Genomic DNA, 16,303 nt, shown 5'->3' on the forward strand with positions numbered 1-16,303 from the left:
CTCGTACGCGGTCCGCGCATTAAGTTTTCGAACATCGTTCGGAATGCCGAACAATATCTCCCGGTCGGAGCACAGGAATCCGTCCCGGAGAAGACCCCGATCGTCACGGCTTTTCGGACAGCGCATCACACCGCACGACAGAAGCACCCGTGGAACCGGCTCAGGTTGGGGAAATTTCGCGCATGCCAGGAAATTCGTTTCGCACCGGAATTCGAGCGGCGTCCGCGTACACCGCTCTGACGTTGTCGCTGCTGCTCGGTGGAGTGTCACTCGCTCCGCTCGGAACCGGCGTGGCCGAGGGGACGACCTCGACGGCGCACGGGCCGACCGCGAACGAGCCCGACGAGGAACGCGAGAAAGCTCCGCCGCCGGAGCGGAGACCGAAGAAGGGCTACCTGTTCACCTACTTCACCGGATCGGGCAGCGCCGACGGCGAACAGGTGCATTTCGCCGTCAGCCGGGGCAACGACGCGCTGCGTTGGGACGAGCTCAACAACGGTGACCCCGTGCTGACTTCCACCAAGGGCGAGAACGGAGTCCGGGATCCGTTCATCATTCGCTCGCCCGAGGGTGACAAGTTCTACCTCATCGCCACCGACCTGCGGATGCACGGCGACGGGAACTGGGACGAGGCACAGCGGCACGGCAGCAAGCACATCGAGGTCTGGGAATCGACCGACCTGATCCACTGGTCCGAACAGCGCCACGTCCGGGTCGCACCCGACAACGCGGGCAACACCTGGGCGCCGGAGGCCTACTACGACGAGTCGATCGACGCGTACGTGGTGTTCTGGGCGTCCAAGCTGTACGACGCGGACGACCCGAACCACACCGGCGACAGCTACAACCGCATGATGTACGCGACCACCCGCGACTTCCACACCTTCAGCGAACCGAGGGTGTGGCAGGATCCCGGCCACTCGGTGATCGATTCCACCGTGGTCTCGAAGGACGGCACCTACTACCGGTTCACCAAGGACGAGCGAACCAACTCCGGCTCGGCCCCGTGCGGCAAGTACATCACCGCGGAGAGATCACCGAACCTGCGCAGCACCGACTACGAGCTCATCGCGGACTGCGTCGGCAAGCCATCGGGGTCCGAGCCGGGAATCAGCCGCGGTGAGGGGCCGACCGTTTTCGAGTCCAACACCGAGGACAAGTGGTACATGTTCATCGACGAATTCGGTGGTCGTGGCTACGTTCCGTTCGAGACCACCGACCTGGACTCCGGCGAGTGGACCATCTCGGAGAACTACGACCTGCCGGACAGCCCGCGACACGGCACCGTGCTCCCGATCACCGCCGACGAGTTGCAACGGCTGCGCACCGAGTACGGGAATCGGTAGCACCTGTTGCCGCGGTTTCCGTGGTGGCGGCGCACGGAGGAACCTCCCGCCGACGTCCACGCTGAGATCCAGTTCGAACAAGCGGCCACCTCGTCTCCGGTCACGCGCGATCGGAGACGAGGTGGCCGCACGGATTCGCGGCACCCGGAACCGGATCACCGCGCCTCGTTGATTGCCGACGACGCGATTCCGTGCCACGGTAGCCGTTATGAAACGCCCAAGTTCTGCAACTGTGCTGGCGGGCTCGCTCACGCTCACCGGGGCGCTGCACTTCCTGCTACCACGCCCGTTCGACTCGATCGTGCCGCGCCGCCTGCCCGGCTCGCCACGCGGCTGGACCTACCTCTCCGGAGCCGCCGAACTGGGGTGCGCCGCCGCCGTGGCGCATCCCCGGACCCGGCGGGCGGGCGCCTCGGCCACCACCGCCCTGTTCGCGGCCGTTTTCCCGGCCAACGTGAAGATGGCACTGGACTACCGTAATCGGAGCATTCCGCTACGCTTCGTGGCCTACGCCAGACTCCCCCTGCAGCTGCCCCTGATCCAGTGGGCGCTACGCGTACGCAGGAACACCGGTCGGTAACACTTTCGTAATCTCATACGTGCGGAGTTGTTGAATGCTGAGCCTTCCTGCTTACCATTCATAGGTGCAGCAGTTCGAGCACGCGGCCCGCGTACTGGGCTGGCACGGTCATCTCGTGTCGAATGTGGAGGTCCTCGGCTCCCGTTTCACAGCCGTCACGCGGCTTCGCCCCGACGTGCACCAGTGGCGCACCGCGCACGACTGGCCACCACAGGCGGAGCCCTCCGGTGTGCACGCCTGGGCCGAACCCGACGGTCCCGAGCAGGTCCCGGTGCCCGCCGTCGACCTGATCGGTGTGATGGTGCGCGTCTCGAAGGCTCGGCGAGCCACCAGAGCGTGCGGAACACTGCTCACGATCGCCCCGTGCGCGGCGGTGCTTCCCGGGGACCACCCCTACCGCCCCTGGGCGCTCACCGAGCTGGACTACTACGGCATCGGCGCGGTCACCACCTACCGGGAAGGCCCGGCCAGACTCGTGCTGTCCCCGGAGGACCGAAGAGCCGAGTTCGGCACCTCGCTGTTCGAGAGGTGGCTGTTGGAACTGCTGTACCAGCGCGTGCTGCGACAGGAGTCGCACAGCACCGAGAGCACCTCCAACACCGCGGAGGGCGGGGGCGCCGATTTCCCGTGAAATCGACGCCGGGCGATCAGACCGCCTCGTACTCGTGCCAGTTGAGGCTCTCCGCGTTCCACCGCAGCAGATAGCCGGAGCGCACCGAGCACAGCGCACGCATGGTGTGGGGCCAGCGGCGAATCACGTTGGCCATCGCCACCGAGGCCAGTTGATCACTGGTGCGATGCTGCTCGCCGGGACCGAGCATCGCGATCCTGCCCGAGGTGTAGAGGATGTTGGTGAGCACCTCCTGCCCCGAGAGCGCCGTCTCCTCCACGCTGACGAGATCCTCGGGATCCAGCTCCCCGGGCCAGGTACGGCGATCCAGATCCGTGGCCACCGGCTGCTCGCACTCGCCGCAGGTGCACTCGAACTCGCTCGTCCAGCCGTGGCTGTCCCAGGACCACACCGCGGCGGACCCCGGTTCCAACTCGGCCAGGGCCGAGACGTGCGGCCATGCGTTGACCACGGCACCGAGCACGGTTCGCACCGTGGGCCGAGGGGACTCGCCCGGCCCCTCGAAGATCCACTCACCCTGATCGTTCCGCCGCACCAGCACCAGCGGTGCGCGCAACGCGAGGACGTCCTCGTCCACGGACACCTCTTGCTGCATGGAGGCGTCCAGCCTGTTCTCCGTGTTCTGCGCCATCGCGGGCATATTCCTGCGTGATCGACACCCGAGACAAGCTGAGCCACTCGAAAGTGTGGTTTTCGAATCGTTGACCGGGGCTTCCACCTCAGTCTGGGCTTCCGGTCCGCCCGGGGCACGCCTCCCTTCGGGCACCCGGGCGAACCCCGGTCAGCTCTCGGGCGGGACCGTCAGGATGAGCTTCCGAAGTCCTTCCGCGTCGTGCGGGTCGGCGGGATGCAACGTGCGGTCGTGGCGCACGTAGTGCATGGCCGCGCGGACCCGCTCCAGCGGAACACCGGCCATCTCCGACCAGGCCAGTCGGTAGGCTGCCAGCTGCACCGCCGCGGCGGGCATCCGATGCTCGTCCGGCACCGCACCGGTCTTCCAGTCGACCACGGTCCAGCCGCCGTCCTCGTCGGCGAACACGGCGTCCATCCGCCCGCGTACGACCACCCCGGCGATGCGCGTCTCGAACGGGACCTCGATCCGGTGGGGAGTACGCTCGGCCCACTCGCTGGCCAGGAAAGCCGCGCGCAGCCGTTCCAGGTCCTCATCCCGCGGCGCCGAGTCGTCCCCCGCGCCGGGCAGCTCGTCCACCTCGAGCAACGCGTCGGAAGTGAACCGTCGCTCCAGCCACGTGTGAAAGGCGGTGCCGCGCCGCGTGACCGGATTGGGACGGGTGGGCAACGGGCGACGCAGTCTCCGCGCGAACGCCTCCGGGGAATCGGCGAGCTCCACCAACTGACTCACCGAGAGCTGCTCCGGCAGCCGCACCCGTTCGCCCCGCACGGCGCGGTCGCGTTCCGCGAGCAGCACGTCGACGTCGCGCCGCCACCGCGCCGTCTCCTCGTCATCGACCGGCTGCCCATCCATCGGCGACTCGTCCACCGGCCGCTCATCCACCGAGGAGTCGTCCACCGGAACCTCGCCGTCCGGTTCGGCCTCGGTGAGTCGCCCCGCTTCCCCGGCCGCGGCCCCCGAGGCAGCGCTTTCCGCCGCTGTTTCCGCCATCGCACGACGAACCAGGTCAGCTCCTTCGACGACCTCATCCCGGCGGGTACCCAGCGGGTCGACCGGCCAGCGCACACTGCGCTCGATCTCGGCGAGCGGGTTCTCCGCCGTCTCGTCCGGCTCGGGCTCCCAGTGCTCCAACTCGCCGTACTCCAGCCCGCGGTCCGCGAGCTCCGCCGGGGAACCGTCCAGCTGCCGTGCCGCCTCGGTGAGGAAGGTGGACGGCCCCTTCGGTTCGCGTCCGCTCTCGGCCCACCAGTGCCCGGACAGCAACAGCGTCCGCTCCGAACGGGTCAGCGCCACGTAGAACAACCGGCGCTCCTCGGTCAGGCGCCGCTGCTCGAACTCCTCGTCGTGCCCGCGCAGCTCCTGTTGCAGTTCCTTGCGGGTCATACCGGCGAGCCGCTGCGCGTCCAGCGCGGGCAGGTCGGCCCCGTCCCCGCGCAGTTCGGGGGGAAGTTCGGGGACCGAGCGCAACCAGCAGGAGGACTTGCGTTTGCCGGGAAACACGCCGGCCACCAGGTGCGGCAGGGCCACCAACTGCCACTCCAGCCCCTTGGCCGAATGGACGGTCAGCAGCTGGACACGGCCTTCAGCCACCTCGACCTCGCCCGGTTCCAGGCCGTCCTCGGCGTGCTCTGCCGTGGTGAGATAGTCCAGCAGTGCCGGAAGCGTCGCCGTGGGAGTGGCGGTGGCGAACTCGGTCACCACCCGCGAGAAGGCGTCCAGGTGCGCCCTGCCGACCCCGTCGGTCCGGGACATGCTCTCGATGTCGAGCAGCAGGGTGCGCTCCACATCGGCCACCAACTCCGGCAGGGGCTGCTCCAGCCGCTGCCGCAGCGAGGCGAGCTCGCCGCCCAGTCTGGCGATACGGCGATACCCCTCGGCCGAGTAACGCGTGTGCTCACCCGGATCGTCGATCGCGTCCACCAGACCGGCCTGTTCGGACTGTTCACCGGGGAGGGCGGCGGCGAGCGCCCCGTCGACGTCACCGCCCTCCTCCCCCGGAGCAGTACGCGCCCCGAGCTCGCTCGCACGCGCCGACAGCGCGGCCAGGTCCGCGGCACCGATGCGCCACCGGGAACCGGTCAGCAACCGCACGGCCGCGGTTCCGGCCAGCGGGTCCACCAGCGCCCGCAGCGCGCTGACCAGATCCCGCACCTCCGGCTCGTCCAGCAGACCGCCGAGCCCGACCACCTCGACCGGCAGCCCCTCGGCGCGCAACGCGTCGGCCATGTCGGCCATGTCGGCTCGGCGCCGCACCAGCACGGCGGCGGTCGGTGGCTCGCCGTCCCGCGCCACCGTCTCGTGCCAACGCAGCGCCAGTCGTTCCGCCACCCAGCGACGCTCCGCCCGCACGTCACCGAGCAGTGCGGCACGGACATCGGCGGGTGGCGCGTCGTCCCTGGCACGCAGTGGTTCGACGTCCAACCCCGACTCGCGCAACGGTTCGGCGACGACGTTGGCCAACCGCAGGATCCCGGCCGGATTGCGGAAGCTCGTCAGCAGGCCGTAACGCGCTGCGGGAGTCGGCCGGGGCGGTGCAGCACCCGAGTCGGCGGAGTCCTGCCGGTCCCACTCCCGGTCGCCGCTGTGGTCCCCGTCGTGGTCGCCACCGTGCTCCCCGTCGTACTCCTGCTCGTTACCCCCGTCGGGGAAATCGGTGGTGAATCTGGGCAGGTTGGCCGCGCTGGCGCCGCGCCAACCGTAGATGGCCTGCGCGGGGTCCCCCACCGCGGTGACCGGCAGTGACGACGTGCTCGCGGAGTCGCCGAACAGCGAGCGCAGCATCACACGTTGCGAGTGCCCGGTGTCCTGGTACTCGTCCAGCAGCACGGCCGCGAACCGCTCGCGCTCGCCGAGCGCCACTTCCGGGTGGCGCCGCGCCAACAGGGCCGCCAGCGACATCTGGTCGGAGAAATCCATGGCGCCGTCGGCGCGTTTTCGCCTGGTGTAAGCCGCTACCAGCGGCAGCAGCGCGGCGCGCAGCCGCTGGGCGGAGCGGATCTGTCGCAGTTCCTGCGGCGGGTCGGCCCGCTGGCCCTTCTCGCGGGGCGCGTTGTCCAGTATTCCGGTGAGCAGCTCCGCGTGGTCGCTCACCCGCTCCGGTTCGACCAGATGCTCGGCCAGCTCCCCGGCGAGCGAGAGCACGTTCGCGGTCACGGTGGACGGAACCCGGTCGGTGTCGAGGTCCTCGGTCCAGTTCGAGACGACACTGTGCGCCAGCTGCCAGGAGGCCGTGCCGGGAAGCAGCCTGGCGCCCGGCTCCACGGGAACACGCAGCCCGTGCTCGGAGACGATCCTGCCCGCGTAGGAGTGGTAGGTGAGCACCGTGGGCTCCTCGGCCAGCACCACCGAACGCAGCGTTCCCGAGGGGTCCACCTCCTCCAGCAGCCCGGATCCCGCAAGCCGCCGCAGCCTGGCCCGCACCCGGTCGGAGAGCTGTCGTGCCGCCTTGCGGGTGAACGTCAATCCCAGCACCCGCTCGGGAGTCACGATCCGGTTGGCGACGAGCCAGAGCACCCTGGCGGCCATCGTCTCGGTCTTGCCCGCCCCCGCCCCGGCCACGACCAGCGCGGGCCGGGCGGGCGCTCCGACCACTGCCGCCTGTTCCTCGGTGGGTGTGGGCATCCCGAGCGCCTGGGCGATGCGCTGCGGCGTGATCACTGTCCGACCTGCCTTCCCTCGGAACGAACCGGACAGCTGGTGCGCACCGGGCACCGGGCGCAGTCGGAGTTCTCCACCGCGAGGAAACCGGGGCCGGTACTGGCGGCCGCGGCGTCGTGGACCACGTCCAGCCAGACCCGGATGCCCTCCTCACCGAGTCCGCTCTGGCCGCGCTCGGTGGCCGCACCGTCACGGGAGTCGGGTTTGGCCACGTACAACAACCGCGCCCCGCCCGGTTGCGTCTCCCCGTCCGAGCCGAAGGCGCCCAGCGCCGCCGCCAGCTGGTACACCGCGAGCTGGGTGTGCTGTTCGGCGCTGTCCTTGCTGACCGGGGTCTTGGACGTCTTGACGTCGACGACGACGGGTCTGCCCCGCTCGTCGGCCTCGAGCCGGTCGACCCTGCCGCGCAGGCGCAGCCACGGACCGTCCTCCCTGGCGGGGATCTTCAGGTCCAGATCGTGTTCCACCCCGAGCTGTGTGAGTTCGGCGCGGGACTGCCGCAGCCAGTTCAGAAAGGAGTCCAGCATGGACCTGACCCGTTCGCGCTCGCGGCGGGAGTACCAGGGGGCACCCGCGTCGACCGATTCCCACGCCCGGTCCAGTGCCTGTTCCAGGTGCTCGCGATCCGCTCCCTCCGCGGCTGCCTGCACCAGGGCGTGCACCACGGTGCCCGCCACCGAGGCCAGCTCGGCGGCGTCCCTGCCGCCGTGGCGCTCGATCATCCAGCGTAGCGGGCAGGTGGCGAGCACGTCGACCGTGGACGGTGTCACCCGAACCGGTTCGGCGCCGTCGACCAGTGGGGCCGTACTGGAGGGCTCGGGCAGGCCGTACCAGGTGTCGGGGTCGGCACCGGGCACACCGGCCCGCGCGAGTCTGGCGAGCTGGCCGGCGGCCCGCTCGCGTCGCGCGGGCTCCGTCCCGCCGTCGGTGACCACCCTGCGCAGTTCACCCACCAACTCGGGCAGGCTCAGTCCGCGTTCCGGAGTGGACACCGGGCGCTCGACCGCTTCCGGCTCGTCGGCGAGGCCGTCCAGCTCGTCCAGGAACCGGGAAGGCTGCTCGTCCTCGCCACGTACCGCGCTGACCAGCAGACTCCCGCGGGCGCGGCTGGCTGCCACGAGCAGCAGCCGCCGCTCCTCGGCCAGCAGCGGCGCGGAGGCGGAAACCACCTCGTCGGAGTCCAGTCCGGACAGCACGTCGACGAGCCGTTCCGTCCCCAGCAGCGAGCCACGCAGCCGCAGGTCCGGCCAAATGCCCTCCTGCACGTCGGGAACGGCGACCACTTCCCACTCCCTGCCGACCGAGGCGTGCGCGGTCAGCACCGCCACACCGTCCCCGGTCGGTGCGCGCGGCGCCAGCGAGTCGCCGGAGATGCGCTGGCCGGCCAGGTGATCCGCGAAGGCCGCGGCGTCCGCACCGGGCAGCCTGTCGACGTAGCGGGCGGCCTCCTCGAACAGCGCGACCACGGCGTCGAGATCGCGATCGGCCCGCGCGCCGTGCACCCCGCCGCGCTCGGAACGGGACAACAGGGTCCGTTCCACTCCGCTCTCGCGCCACACCTCCCAGAGTGTTTCCTCGACGCTGCGTCGTTCCTGGCAGGAGCGGGTCGCCGATGCCAGCAGCGCTGCCACTCTTCGGGCGGGCTCGGCGGCGACGTCCCGCAGCGCGGTGAGCGCGTCCCGTTGCCACAGCGCCTCGACCAGCAACTCCCCGCTGGGACGGTCGTTGCCCGCGGCCTGGTCCAACCTGCGCAGACCCCGGCGCAGCCGACGCAGCGCGAGCGAATCGGCCCCGCCCAGTATCGACCCCAGCAGGTACTCCGCGGTCTCCGAGTCCAGAGCGGACGGACGCGCGGCACAGCGCAGCAGGGTGAGCAACGGCCGCACGGTGGGACGCTGGGCGAGCGGCAGCTCCTCGTCGTCGAGCACCAGCGGCACTCCCGCGGCGAGCAGCGCTCTGCGCAGCACCGGCAGCGACAGTCCGGTGGACTTGACGATGACGGCCATGTCCGACCAGGCGACTCCCCGCAGCAGGTGGGCACGGCGAAGCTGGTCCGCCACCCACGCGGCCTGCTGCGCCTGGGACGCCAGCAGTCGTACCCGCACCGAACCGCCGGAGTCGGACTCGGCACCGTCCGGTTCCGCGCCGTCGGTGGTATCGGCGGACTCCGGCCCCGTCAGCCCGCGCTGCTCACCCGCACCCGGCAACCTCGCCAACAGCCTTCGGACGGCGGTGCGGATACGTCGCGACATGCGGTGACCGGTGGTGAGCACGCTGGTCCGGTCCCCGTCGGGGTCGGCTTCGGACAGACAGCGCGGATCGGCGCCGCGGAAGGAGAACACCGCCTGATCCGGATCACCGACCAGCAGGAACTCCGCGGCGGTGTCACCGACACGGCGGCAGAGCCGGTACTGCTGGGGGTCCAGGTTCTGCGCGTCGTCGACCAGCAGGTGCCGCACCCTGGCCCGTTCGGTACGCAGCAGGTCGGGGTCGTTGTCGAGCGCGAGCAACGCGGTGGAAACCAGTTCCGCGGCGTCCAGCGGAGCGGCGGTCTCGCCGGAAGCACCGGCGAGTTGCCGCACACGTTCGTACTGCGCACCGAAAACACCGGCGGCCACCCACTCGGGACGTTCGTGGTGCCTGCCGAGCCGAACCAGCCGATCCGGCCCGACACCGCGTTCGGCGGCACGTAGCAGCAGATCCCTGAGCTCGCCGACGAAGCCCTCGGTACCCAGCGCGGCACGTAACGAATCCGGCCAGTAGTCGACCTGGTCCTCGATGTCACCGGCGAGGAGTTCACGAATCCACAGGTCCTGCTCGGGGCCGTTGAGCAGCTTCGGCTGCGGCTTCCCGTCGCGGGCCGCCAGCAACCGCAGCACACCGTACGCATAGGAGTGCACGGTGCGTACCAACTGTCCCCCGCCGGTGCTGATGTCGACTCCGGCGGACAGCAACCTGCTGTTGATGGCACTGCGCAGCAACGCCGCGTTGGTGCGGTTCGATGCCAGCACGAGGGTGTTGTCGGAGTCGGCCCGGCCGCTCGACAACCGATCGACGACCACTTCGGCCAGTAGGGTCGTCTTCCCCGTCCCGGGACCGCCGAGAACACGCAGGAAACCGTCCTCGTGCCGCAACGCACGACGTCCCGCCTCGGACCAGTCACACTGCTCGACCGTCGGGCCGGTCGAGCGTACGAGAGTCGGTGCGGAGAATGTCGCCACTCTTCGATGTAACCATGTGGGAGCTACCGCCCAGCGAACCTGGTCACGAGCGTGTCGCGGACATCACCGGTTGCCGTGCGAGACTGGCCGGATGGACGAGCGTACGTGGGAGCGGGTGCGGGAGGTGGTCGCCGGGATCCCCGCCGGGAGAGTACTGGGCTACGGTGACGTGGCCCGACACGCCGGAATACGTTCGGCGCGGCTGGTGGGGCGAATCCTGGCCGAGGACGGTGCCGACCTTCCCTGGCACCGCGTACTGCGCTCGAACGGAACGGTGGCCGAGCAGTTGCGGCACCGACAGCTCGCGGAGCTGCGGACCGAGGGCGTTCTCGCCGACAACGGCAGGGTCGACATGCGCCGCTACCGCTGGGAGCCCGAGTCGGGGCAGTAGACCGCTCGTGAGCGCCCCACCCATCACGAGCGAAGGAACCGCCACATCCGAGGAAACGCTCAGGAACCGCTGGACAGGCGTTCGGCAAGCAGCCTCACCAACGAACTCGTCCTGGAGCGTTCCGGCGTCACGTAGGGCAATCCGGCCCTGTCCACCGGGGCGGCCGTGACGGGGCCGACACATCCCAGCAGCACACCGTCGAGCACAGCGGTTCGCAGCGATTCGAAGCGGCCGTCACGCTCGGCTCTGGTCAGCAGATTGGCGGCGGCCGGAGCGCTGGTGAACGTCAGGGCGTGCACTTCACCGGCCACGGTGCGGTCGATCAGGTCGTCGAGCTTGTGCGGTTCCAGCGGGTCGGTCCAGCGGTAGACCATCACCGGAATCACCTCGGCACCCGCTTCGGTGAGGCGTTGCCGGAACGAGAGCATGGGATCACCGTGCACCTGCACCACCACGCGTCTGCCGCTGAGCTCGTGGTCCAGCAGGTACCGCAGCACCTCGGCGGACTCCTCCGAGGGAGCGCTCCACTCGGTCCGCAGCCCGGCACCGTGGATGGCTCCGGTCGCCTTCGAGCCCCGTGCCAGCAGCGTCGCGGTGCCGAGATGACGACGCAGCGCCTCCCCGCTGCCCGTCTCGTCCGCGGCCTCCATCCAACCCCGGAACCCCATGCCGGTGGAGGCGACCACGAAATCCACGTCGCCTGCCAACACTTCGCGGGTGGAAGCGGCCAGCTCGCCGTCCTGCGGCAGCGGCACGGTGTGCATCGCGGGAGCGTGCACCACTCGCGCACCCCGCCTGGTCAGCAACGACGCCAGTTCGTCAGCCTTGCGTTCCGCGGTTATGCCCACGGTAAAGCCGCGCAACGGCTCCGGTGCGGTCGAGTCCACACCCACATCCTCGCACGTCACTGCCGGTGGCCTCCGGCGCTCTCCTAGAGCACTTCCAGCACGGTCTGCGAGGCGGTTTCCAGCCCCCCCAGGGAAGTCGTCGTCGCCCGCGGATGCAGCGCGTGCAGCGCCAGCCGGAACAGCAACGCCCGCAGCAGCATCTGCGGCCACTCGGACAGATGGGACCAGCGCTCCACTATGGCCGGATCGGAGCCTCCCCAGGCCATCGCGTCGATCACCACCACGGCGGCGGCCCACTCCGGGGGACGCCAGTAGGGCACGAAGTCGATCAGCCCCGGGGGCGCGTTGCCGGAGAACAACACGTTTCCGAAGAGGTCGCCGTGCACCACCTGCGGCCGCAGCGAAACGCTCCGGCGGGAGGCCGCCAGCACGTCGAACAGCCGTCCGCCCTTCTCCGGCGACAACGACACGTAGGTCTCGCCCCAGGCCATCCGGTCGGCGATGGCGTAGATGTCCTGCCTGGAGTCCACCAGCCTGGGTCTGTCGAGCACACTGCTCGCGTTGTGCAGCCGCAGCGACATGGCGATGACCTCGTCGTGTCGCGGCTCCGGGCGTCCCGCCATGTCACGGCGCGCCGACCAGCCGGAAACGACCCACCTGCCGTCGGTGGACCGCAGTGGCCGCGCGACCCGCGTCTCCTCCGGATCGAGCGTGTCCAGTGCCTGCGCCACCCAGGCCGCCTCGGCGGTGTCCGTGGCGGGCTTGATCAGCACATCCCCGTCGGCGCCGCAACGCCAGGCGAGACCACCCTCGAGCAGTTCGACGTCCTCCCCCGGCGCGCCGAAGGCGGCACGCACGTGCGTGGGAGGTGGCTCGGCCGTAGCACTCACGCGCCAAACGCTACCCGTACTCGAATTCGCACGGTCGCAGACGCTCCGATCAACCGCGCGATTCGACACGATCAAACCGACGCGCCGGGGTGCCGCGGCCTCACGCGGAGCCGCGGTCCCGATGTGGCAGCCCGGTCCCGTCCCCACTACCGGAACGGCCCCGCGCGGCGTCGATTTCTCGCGAAATCGCCGGGCCGCTGGGGCTGTGCGGCCTCAAGGGGCGTCAATTTCTCGCGAAATCGCCGGGCGGTGGGACGGCACGGGGCCGCACTCCCACCACTCCCGCGAGCCGCACTCCCACCACGCACACAGCCCAAGCACCCGCGGGTTCTCCCGTGCGGCTCTCGCGAGGACGGCCCCGACGTTGTGTAGTACCTACCCGATGTCGGGGCACCCGCGGCGAGAGCCGTGCGAGAGGTTCCGCCACGGAAGCACCCCGGCAAGCCGTACCGCGTGCTCCTTAATACGTCGGGAGGCTCTGGTCGACCTGATTGGCCCACCCGAGCACCCCGCCGCCGACATGCACGGCGTCGGAGAAGCCCGCCTTGTGCAGCGCCGACAGCGCCTCGGCCGAACGTCCACCGGACTTGCAGTGCAACACGATCTGGCGATCCTGCGGCAGCTCGGCCAGTGCCTCACCGGAGAGGATCCGGTCCTTCGGGATCAGCTTGGACCCCTCGATGTGCACGATGTCGTACTCGTGCGGCTCCCGGACGTCGATCAACTCGAACTTCTGCTCGGAGTCGAACTTGTCCTTGAGCTCCTGGGGCGTGATCGTGCTGTCCGCGGCAGCCTGCTGCGCGTCGTCGGAAACCACTCCGCAGAAGGTCTCGTAGTCGATCAGCTCGGTGACCTTGTCCGCGTTCGGGTCCTTGCGGATCTTGACCGTGCGGTAGCTCATCTCCAGCGCGTCGTAGATCATCAACCTGCCGAGCAGGGTCTCACCGATACCGGTGATGAGCTTGATGGCCTCGTTGACCATGATCGAGCCGATGGAGGCGCACAGCACGCCCAGCACACCGCCCTCGGCGCAGGAGGGCACCATCCCGGGCGGCGGCGGCTCGGGGTAGAGGTCACGGTAGTTCGGGCCGTAGGCCTCCCAGAACACGCTGGCCTGGCCCTCGAAGCGGAAGATCGAGCCCCAGACGTAGGGCTTGCCCTGCAGCACCGCCGCGTCGTTGACCAGGTAACGCGTCGCGAAGTTGTCGGTGCCGTCCAGGATCAGATCGTAGTCGTCGAAGATCTCGAGCGCGTTGTCGGAGGTCAGGTTGGTCTGGTGCAGGTTGACCCGCACGAACGGGTTGACCTCGGCGATGGAGTCGCGCGCCGACTCGGCCTTGGAACGCCCGAGATCGGACTGGCCGTGGATGATCTGGCGGTGCAGGTTCGACTCGTCGACCTCGTCGAACTCCACGACGCCCAGCGTGCCCACCCCGGCGGCGGCGAGATACAGCAGGGCGGGGCTGCCGAGACCGCCCGCTCCGATAACCAGCACCTTGGCGTTCTTGAGCCGCTTCTGCCCCACCATCCCGACGTCCGGGATGATCAGATGACGACTGTAGCGCGCCACCTCGTCCTTCGTCAGTTCCGCGGCGGGCTCCACCAACGGCGGGAGCGTCGTCCCGCCGCCGTCGGAGCCCTGTGGGGATGTGTTGCCGGTCATCTCCCAGCTCCTCCTCCGTTGCCTGGATGTACGGCGCTGTACGGCCGTGTCCGTTCGGCGGTTGTCTCGTCCCGGAAGCTCCCGGCCGGTACCAACCGCGCCACCGCTCCGTGTAACGCAAGCCTGGCCGATGGTCTTCCCACCCCCAAACCGTTCCCAGGTAATGGGACGCCACCGGGCGTCGGCGGGCGGTACCGGACCGACGGCTCGGCCCCGCCCCGGGATTCACGGCGGGATTCACGCACCTCGGTGAACCGGGGCCACCCACGACCGAGCTCTCGTCCGGGGTGGCAACGCGGACTCAATTCGAATTGTTCCCCAGCGGGAAGGGCCAAGCGTTCGGCTTGCACACGACCCCGTTGGCGGGAATCTCGGTACCCTGCGAGACCCGTTCGTTGAGCCGGTGCAGCACGTCGTTGGAGAGGCTGAAGGTCTGCTGCATCATCACCGGGGCGAGTTCGCCCTGCGCGCCGCAGGGGACGTGATCGTTGCCGAAGAAGTGACCGACCTCGTGGTTGATGACGTAACGCCGGTAACTGCCGATGTCCCCGTCGAACGCGATCGCGCCCCGGACCCAGCGTGCGGCGCTGATGTAGGCCCGGCCCTGGATGTGGCAGGAGGAGTCGTAGGGCAACCCGTTCCCGTAGCCACACACCTCGCGCGCGGTGTTCCGGCTGACCAGGGTCACGCGGAAATCGGGTTCGGGACCGTCCGGTCCGACCCGCTGCACCGAGATGTCGCCACCACGAGGATTGATCCAGCCACGCGGATCGGACAGGGTCTGCTGCACCAGTCGCCCGAAGGAGTCGTTGCCCTCGGTGAGCCGGACTCCCTGCTCGATCTCGACGGCGTAGCGGTACAACTCGCCCGAACCGGCCGGACCGGTGCTGCCCGGCACGACCCGGAACGTTCCACTTCCCTGTTTCGGCACCGGCGCTCCCGGTGGCAACTTCGCGGAGTGGATGTCGTCGGGATACTCCCGGCTCTTGTTCCCCTCGGTGACGACGGCGGCCTCGTCATCGGAGGAAGAGCTCCCCGCCGACTCCGCTCGCCGGTCCTGATCCGAATCGTCTCCGGGAACCCGCAGCACCGCGAAAACGGTCAGTACCAGCAGTACGGGAATCGCGTAGACCCCCCAGCCGTAGCGCGACCATCCGCGACGAGCGCGGCGGCTGCCTCCCCTGCGACGGGACCCATCGCCCGCGGTGTCCCCTTCCGGCCGCGGTTGCCAGGACGCCGCCAGGGGGTCCCCCCTGTGCCGCCCACCTTTCCCGGATCTCAATGAACTCCTAGTAGAACTTCGTTACCTCGTGCGTCGAGGTGATCACTCGGTGATCCCTTCGGCCCTCGCCGCGGGAGCGGGTGTCGAACAGCCACGATCACCCGTTCCGACGTGGCCGGACCACCACCGGCGCCGGACTCGTACTTACCCCGTTCAGGTTGCCACACTATGCGAGTTGACCTGCGAAGCCGGGACATTCGGCGTGCCTCGGCGTGTTCCGGGGCCGGACAGTGACGAACCGGTGGCACGGCGACGCGGTTGCCGGACGAGGTTGCCCGCGGTGATTCACTACTCAACAGCGGGAACCGACGCTTCCCCTCGTGGATTCGAGGGGCGGGTAGCACGGGTAAGCCGATCAGGTAACCGGCACAACCGCTCTACCGACAAGTAAAGTTGGGGAGCCCGACACGCACACGACCGCCGGGTCGACATTTTTCGGTGGAGGCTTTCAAATGACCGAGACCGCGCAGCAGAGCACCGATCAGCCCGCTCGGGGGGTGCGGCTTCCGCGCGACGCGCGGCGGGCCCAGCTGCTCTCCGCGGCTCAGGAAGTGTTCGTCAACAACGGCTACCACGCGGCGGCGATGGACGACATCGCCGAACGCGCGGGCGTGAGCAAACCGGTGTTGTACCAGCACTTCCCCGGCAAGCTGGAGCTCTACCTCGCGCTGCTGGAGACCCACGGCGCCGAGCTGGTCAACCGGGTCAGGGAAGCCATCGAGTCCAACTCCGAGAACAAGCAGCGGGTGCGCGCCTCGGTAGCGGCTCTCTACGAGTTCGTCGACCGGGACGATCAGGCTTTCAGACTGGTCTTCGAATCGGACCTGCGCGGTGAACCCGCGGTGGAACGGGCGGTCGAGAAGGCCTCCTCCGGGTGCATAGACGCGGTGGCCGAAGCAGTCACCGCAGACGCGGGACTGGACAACGAACGGGCGCGGCTGCTGGCCGTCGGGCTGGTGGGCCTCAGCCAGGTGACGGCCCGCGACTGGCTGGACTCGAACAGCTCCATCTCCAGGGAAGAGGCCGTGCACCTGATGTCCACCCTGGCGTGGAAGGGGCTGGCGGGTTTCCCGCTGCAACAGGGTTGACCGAGCTACGCCGCCGGGATCGTGTGGTGGGGTACCGGGGCAGCGGAACAGCGCCCGGTGGTTCCCCACACA

General features: G+C 69.4%; 12 protein-coding genes. 5 read left to right on the forward strand and 7 right to left on the reverse strand.

The features are described from left to right. The first annotated feature begins 182 nt into the window (after positions 1-182). The 3 genes from BM150_RS00275 (at position 183) to BM150_RS00285 (ending at position 2,557) form a co-directional block, all read left to right on the forward strand. Positions 183-1,346 carry a glycoside hydrolase family 43 protein gene (locus BM150_RS00275; protein ID WP_245755169.1) on the forward strand — a complete coding sequence of 388 codons (1,164 nt, stop codon included), beginning with the start codon at positions 183-185 and terminating at the stop codon, positions 1,344-1,346. A 208-nt stretch (positions 1,347-1,554) separates the two neighbouring features. Further along, positions 1,555-1,926, forward strand: a complete 372-nt coding sequence (locus BM150_RS00280) for a DoxX family protein (protein WP_092922042.1) — start codon at positions 1,555-1,557, stop codon at positions 1,924-1,926. Positions 1,927-1,990: 64 nt separating this feature from the next. Further along, a complete protein-coding gene (locus BM150_RS00285) occupies positions 1,991-2,557 on the forward strand; it encodes a hypothetical protein (RefSeq protein WP_092922045.1) in 567 nt (188 codons plus the stop codon). 16 nt (positions 2,558-2,573) lie between these two features. On the opposite strand, the gene BM150_RS00290 is transcribed toward BM150_RS00285, so the two are convergent. The 3 genes from BM150_RS00290 to BM150_RS00300 all read right to left on the reverse strand — a co-directional run bounded on the left by BM150_RS00290 (position 2,574) and on the right by BM150_RS00300 (position 10,069). Next, positions 2,574-3,188 (reverse strand): hypothetical protein, encoded by a 615-nt coding sequence (locus BM150_RS00290; protein ID WP_092922048.1) that lies wholly within the window; start codon positions 3,186-3,188, stop codon positions 2,574-2,576. A 150-nt stretch (positions 3,189-3,338) separates the two neighbouring features. Continuing rightward, entirely contained in the window at positions 3,339-6,848 is a 3,510-nt protein-coding gene (locus tag BM150_RS00295; RefSeq protein ID WP_092923125.1) for an ATP-dependent helicase, read from the reverse strand. Next, entirely contained in the window at positions 6,845-10,069 is a 3,225-nt protein-coding gene (locus BM150_RS00300) for an ATP-dependent helicase (protein ID WP_092922051.1), read from the reverse strand. The genes BM150_RS00295 and BM150_RS00300 overlap by 4 nt, the downstream gene beginning before the upstream one ends. 91 nt (positions 10,070-10,160) lie before the next feature. On the opposite strand from BM150_RS00300, the gene BM150_RS00305 reads away from it, so the two are divergent. After that, the gene (locus BM150_RS00305) at positions 10,161-10,460 is read left to right on the forward strand and encodes an MGMT family protein (protein WP_092922054.1); all 300 of its coding nucleotides are present in this window, start codon (positions 10,161-10,163) and stop codon (positions 10,458-10,460) included. A gap of 59 nt (positions 10,461-10,519) precedes the next feature. On the opposite strand, the gene BM150_RS00310 is transcribed toward BM150_RS00305, so the two are convergent. The 4 genes from BM150_RS00310 to BM150_RS00325 form a co-directional block, all read right to left on the reverse strand. Beyond that, the gene (locus tag BM150_RS00310; RefSeq protein ID WP_092923128.1) at positions 10,520-11,347 is read right to left on the reverse strand and encodes a uroporphyrinogen-III synthase; all 828 of its coding nucleotides are present in this window, start codon (positions 11,345-11,347) and stop codon (positions 10,520-10,522) included. 44 nt (positions 11,348-11,391) lie between these two features. Continuing rightward, positions 11,392-12,198: a TIGR02569 family protein gene (locus tag BM150_RS00315; protein WP_092922057.1), complete on the reverse strand. Its 807-nt coding sequence runs from the start codon at positions 12,196-12,198 to the stop codon at positions 11,392-11,394. A 460-nt stretch (positions 12,199-12,658) separates the two neighbouring features. Next, on the reverse strand, positions 12,659-13,861 hold the full coding sequence (gene moeZ / locus BM150_RS00320) for an adenylyltransferase/sulfurtransferase MoeZ (RefSeq protein ID WP_092922060.1): 1,203 nt from the start codon (positions 13,859-13,861) through the stop codon (positions 12,659-12,661). 301 nt (positions 13,862-14,162) lie between these two features. Next, positions 14,163-15,143 (reverse strand): DUF3152 domain-containing protein, encoded by a 981-nt coding sequence (locus tag BM150_RS00325; protein ID WP_092922063.1) that lies wholly within the window; start codon positions 15,141-15,143, stop codon positions 14,163-14,165. 452 nt (positions 15,144-15,595) lie between these two features. Here BM150_RS00325 and BM150_RS00330 point away from each other — a divergent pair, with 452 nt between their 5' ends. Continuing rightward, positions 15,596-16,231: a TetR/AcrR family transcriptional regulator gene (locus BM150_RS00330; RefSeq protein WP_092922066.1), complete on the forward strand. Its 636-nt coding sequence runs from the start codon at positions 15,596-15,598 to the stop codon at positions 16,229-16,231. The last annotated feature ends 72 nt before the right edge of the window (positions 16,232-16,303 follow it).

This window comes from Actinopolyspora alba (genome assembly GCF_900112765.1).
GTDB classification, from domain to species: domain Bacteria; phylum Actinomycetota; class Actinomycetes; order Mycobacteriales; family Pseudonocardiaceae; genus Actinopolyspora; species Actinopolyspora alba.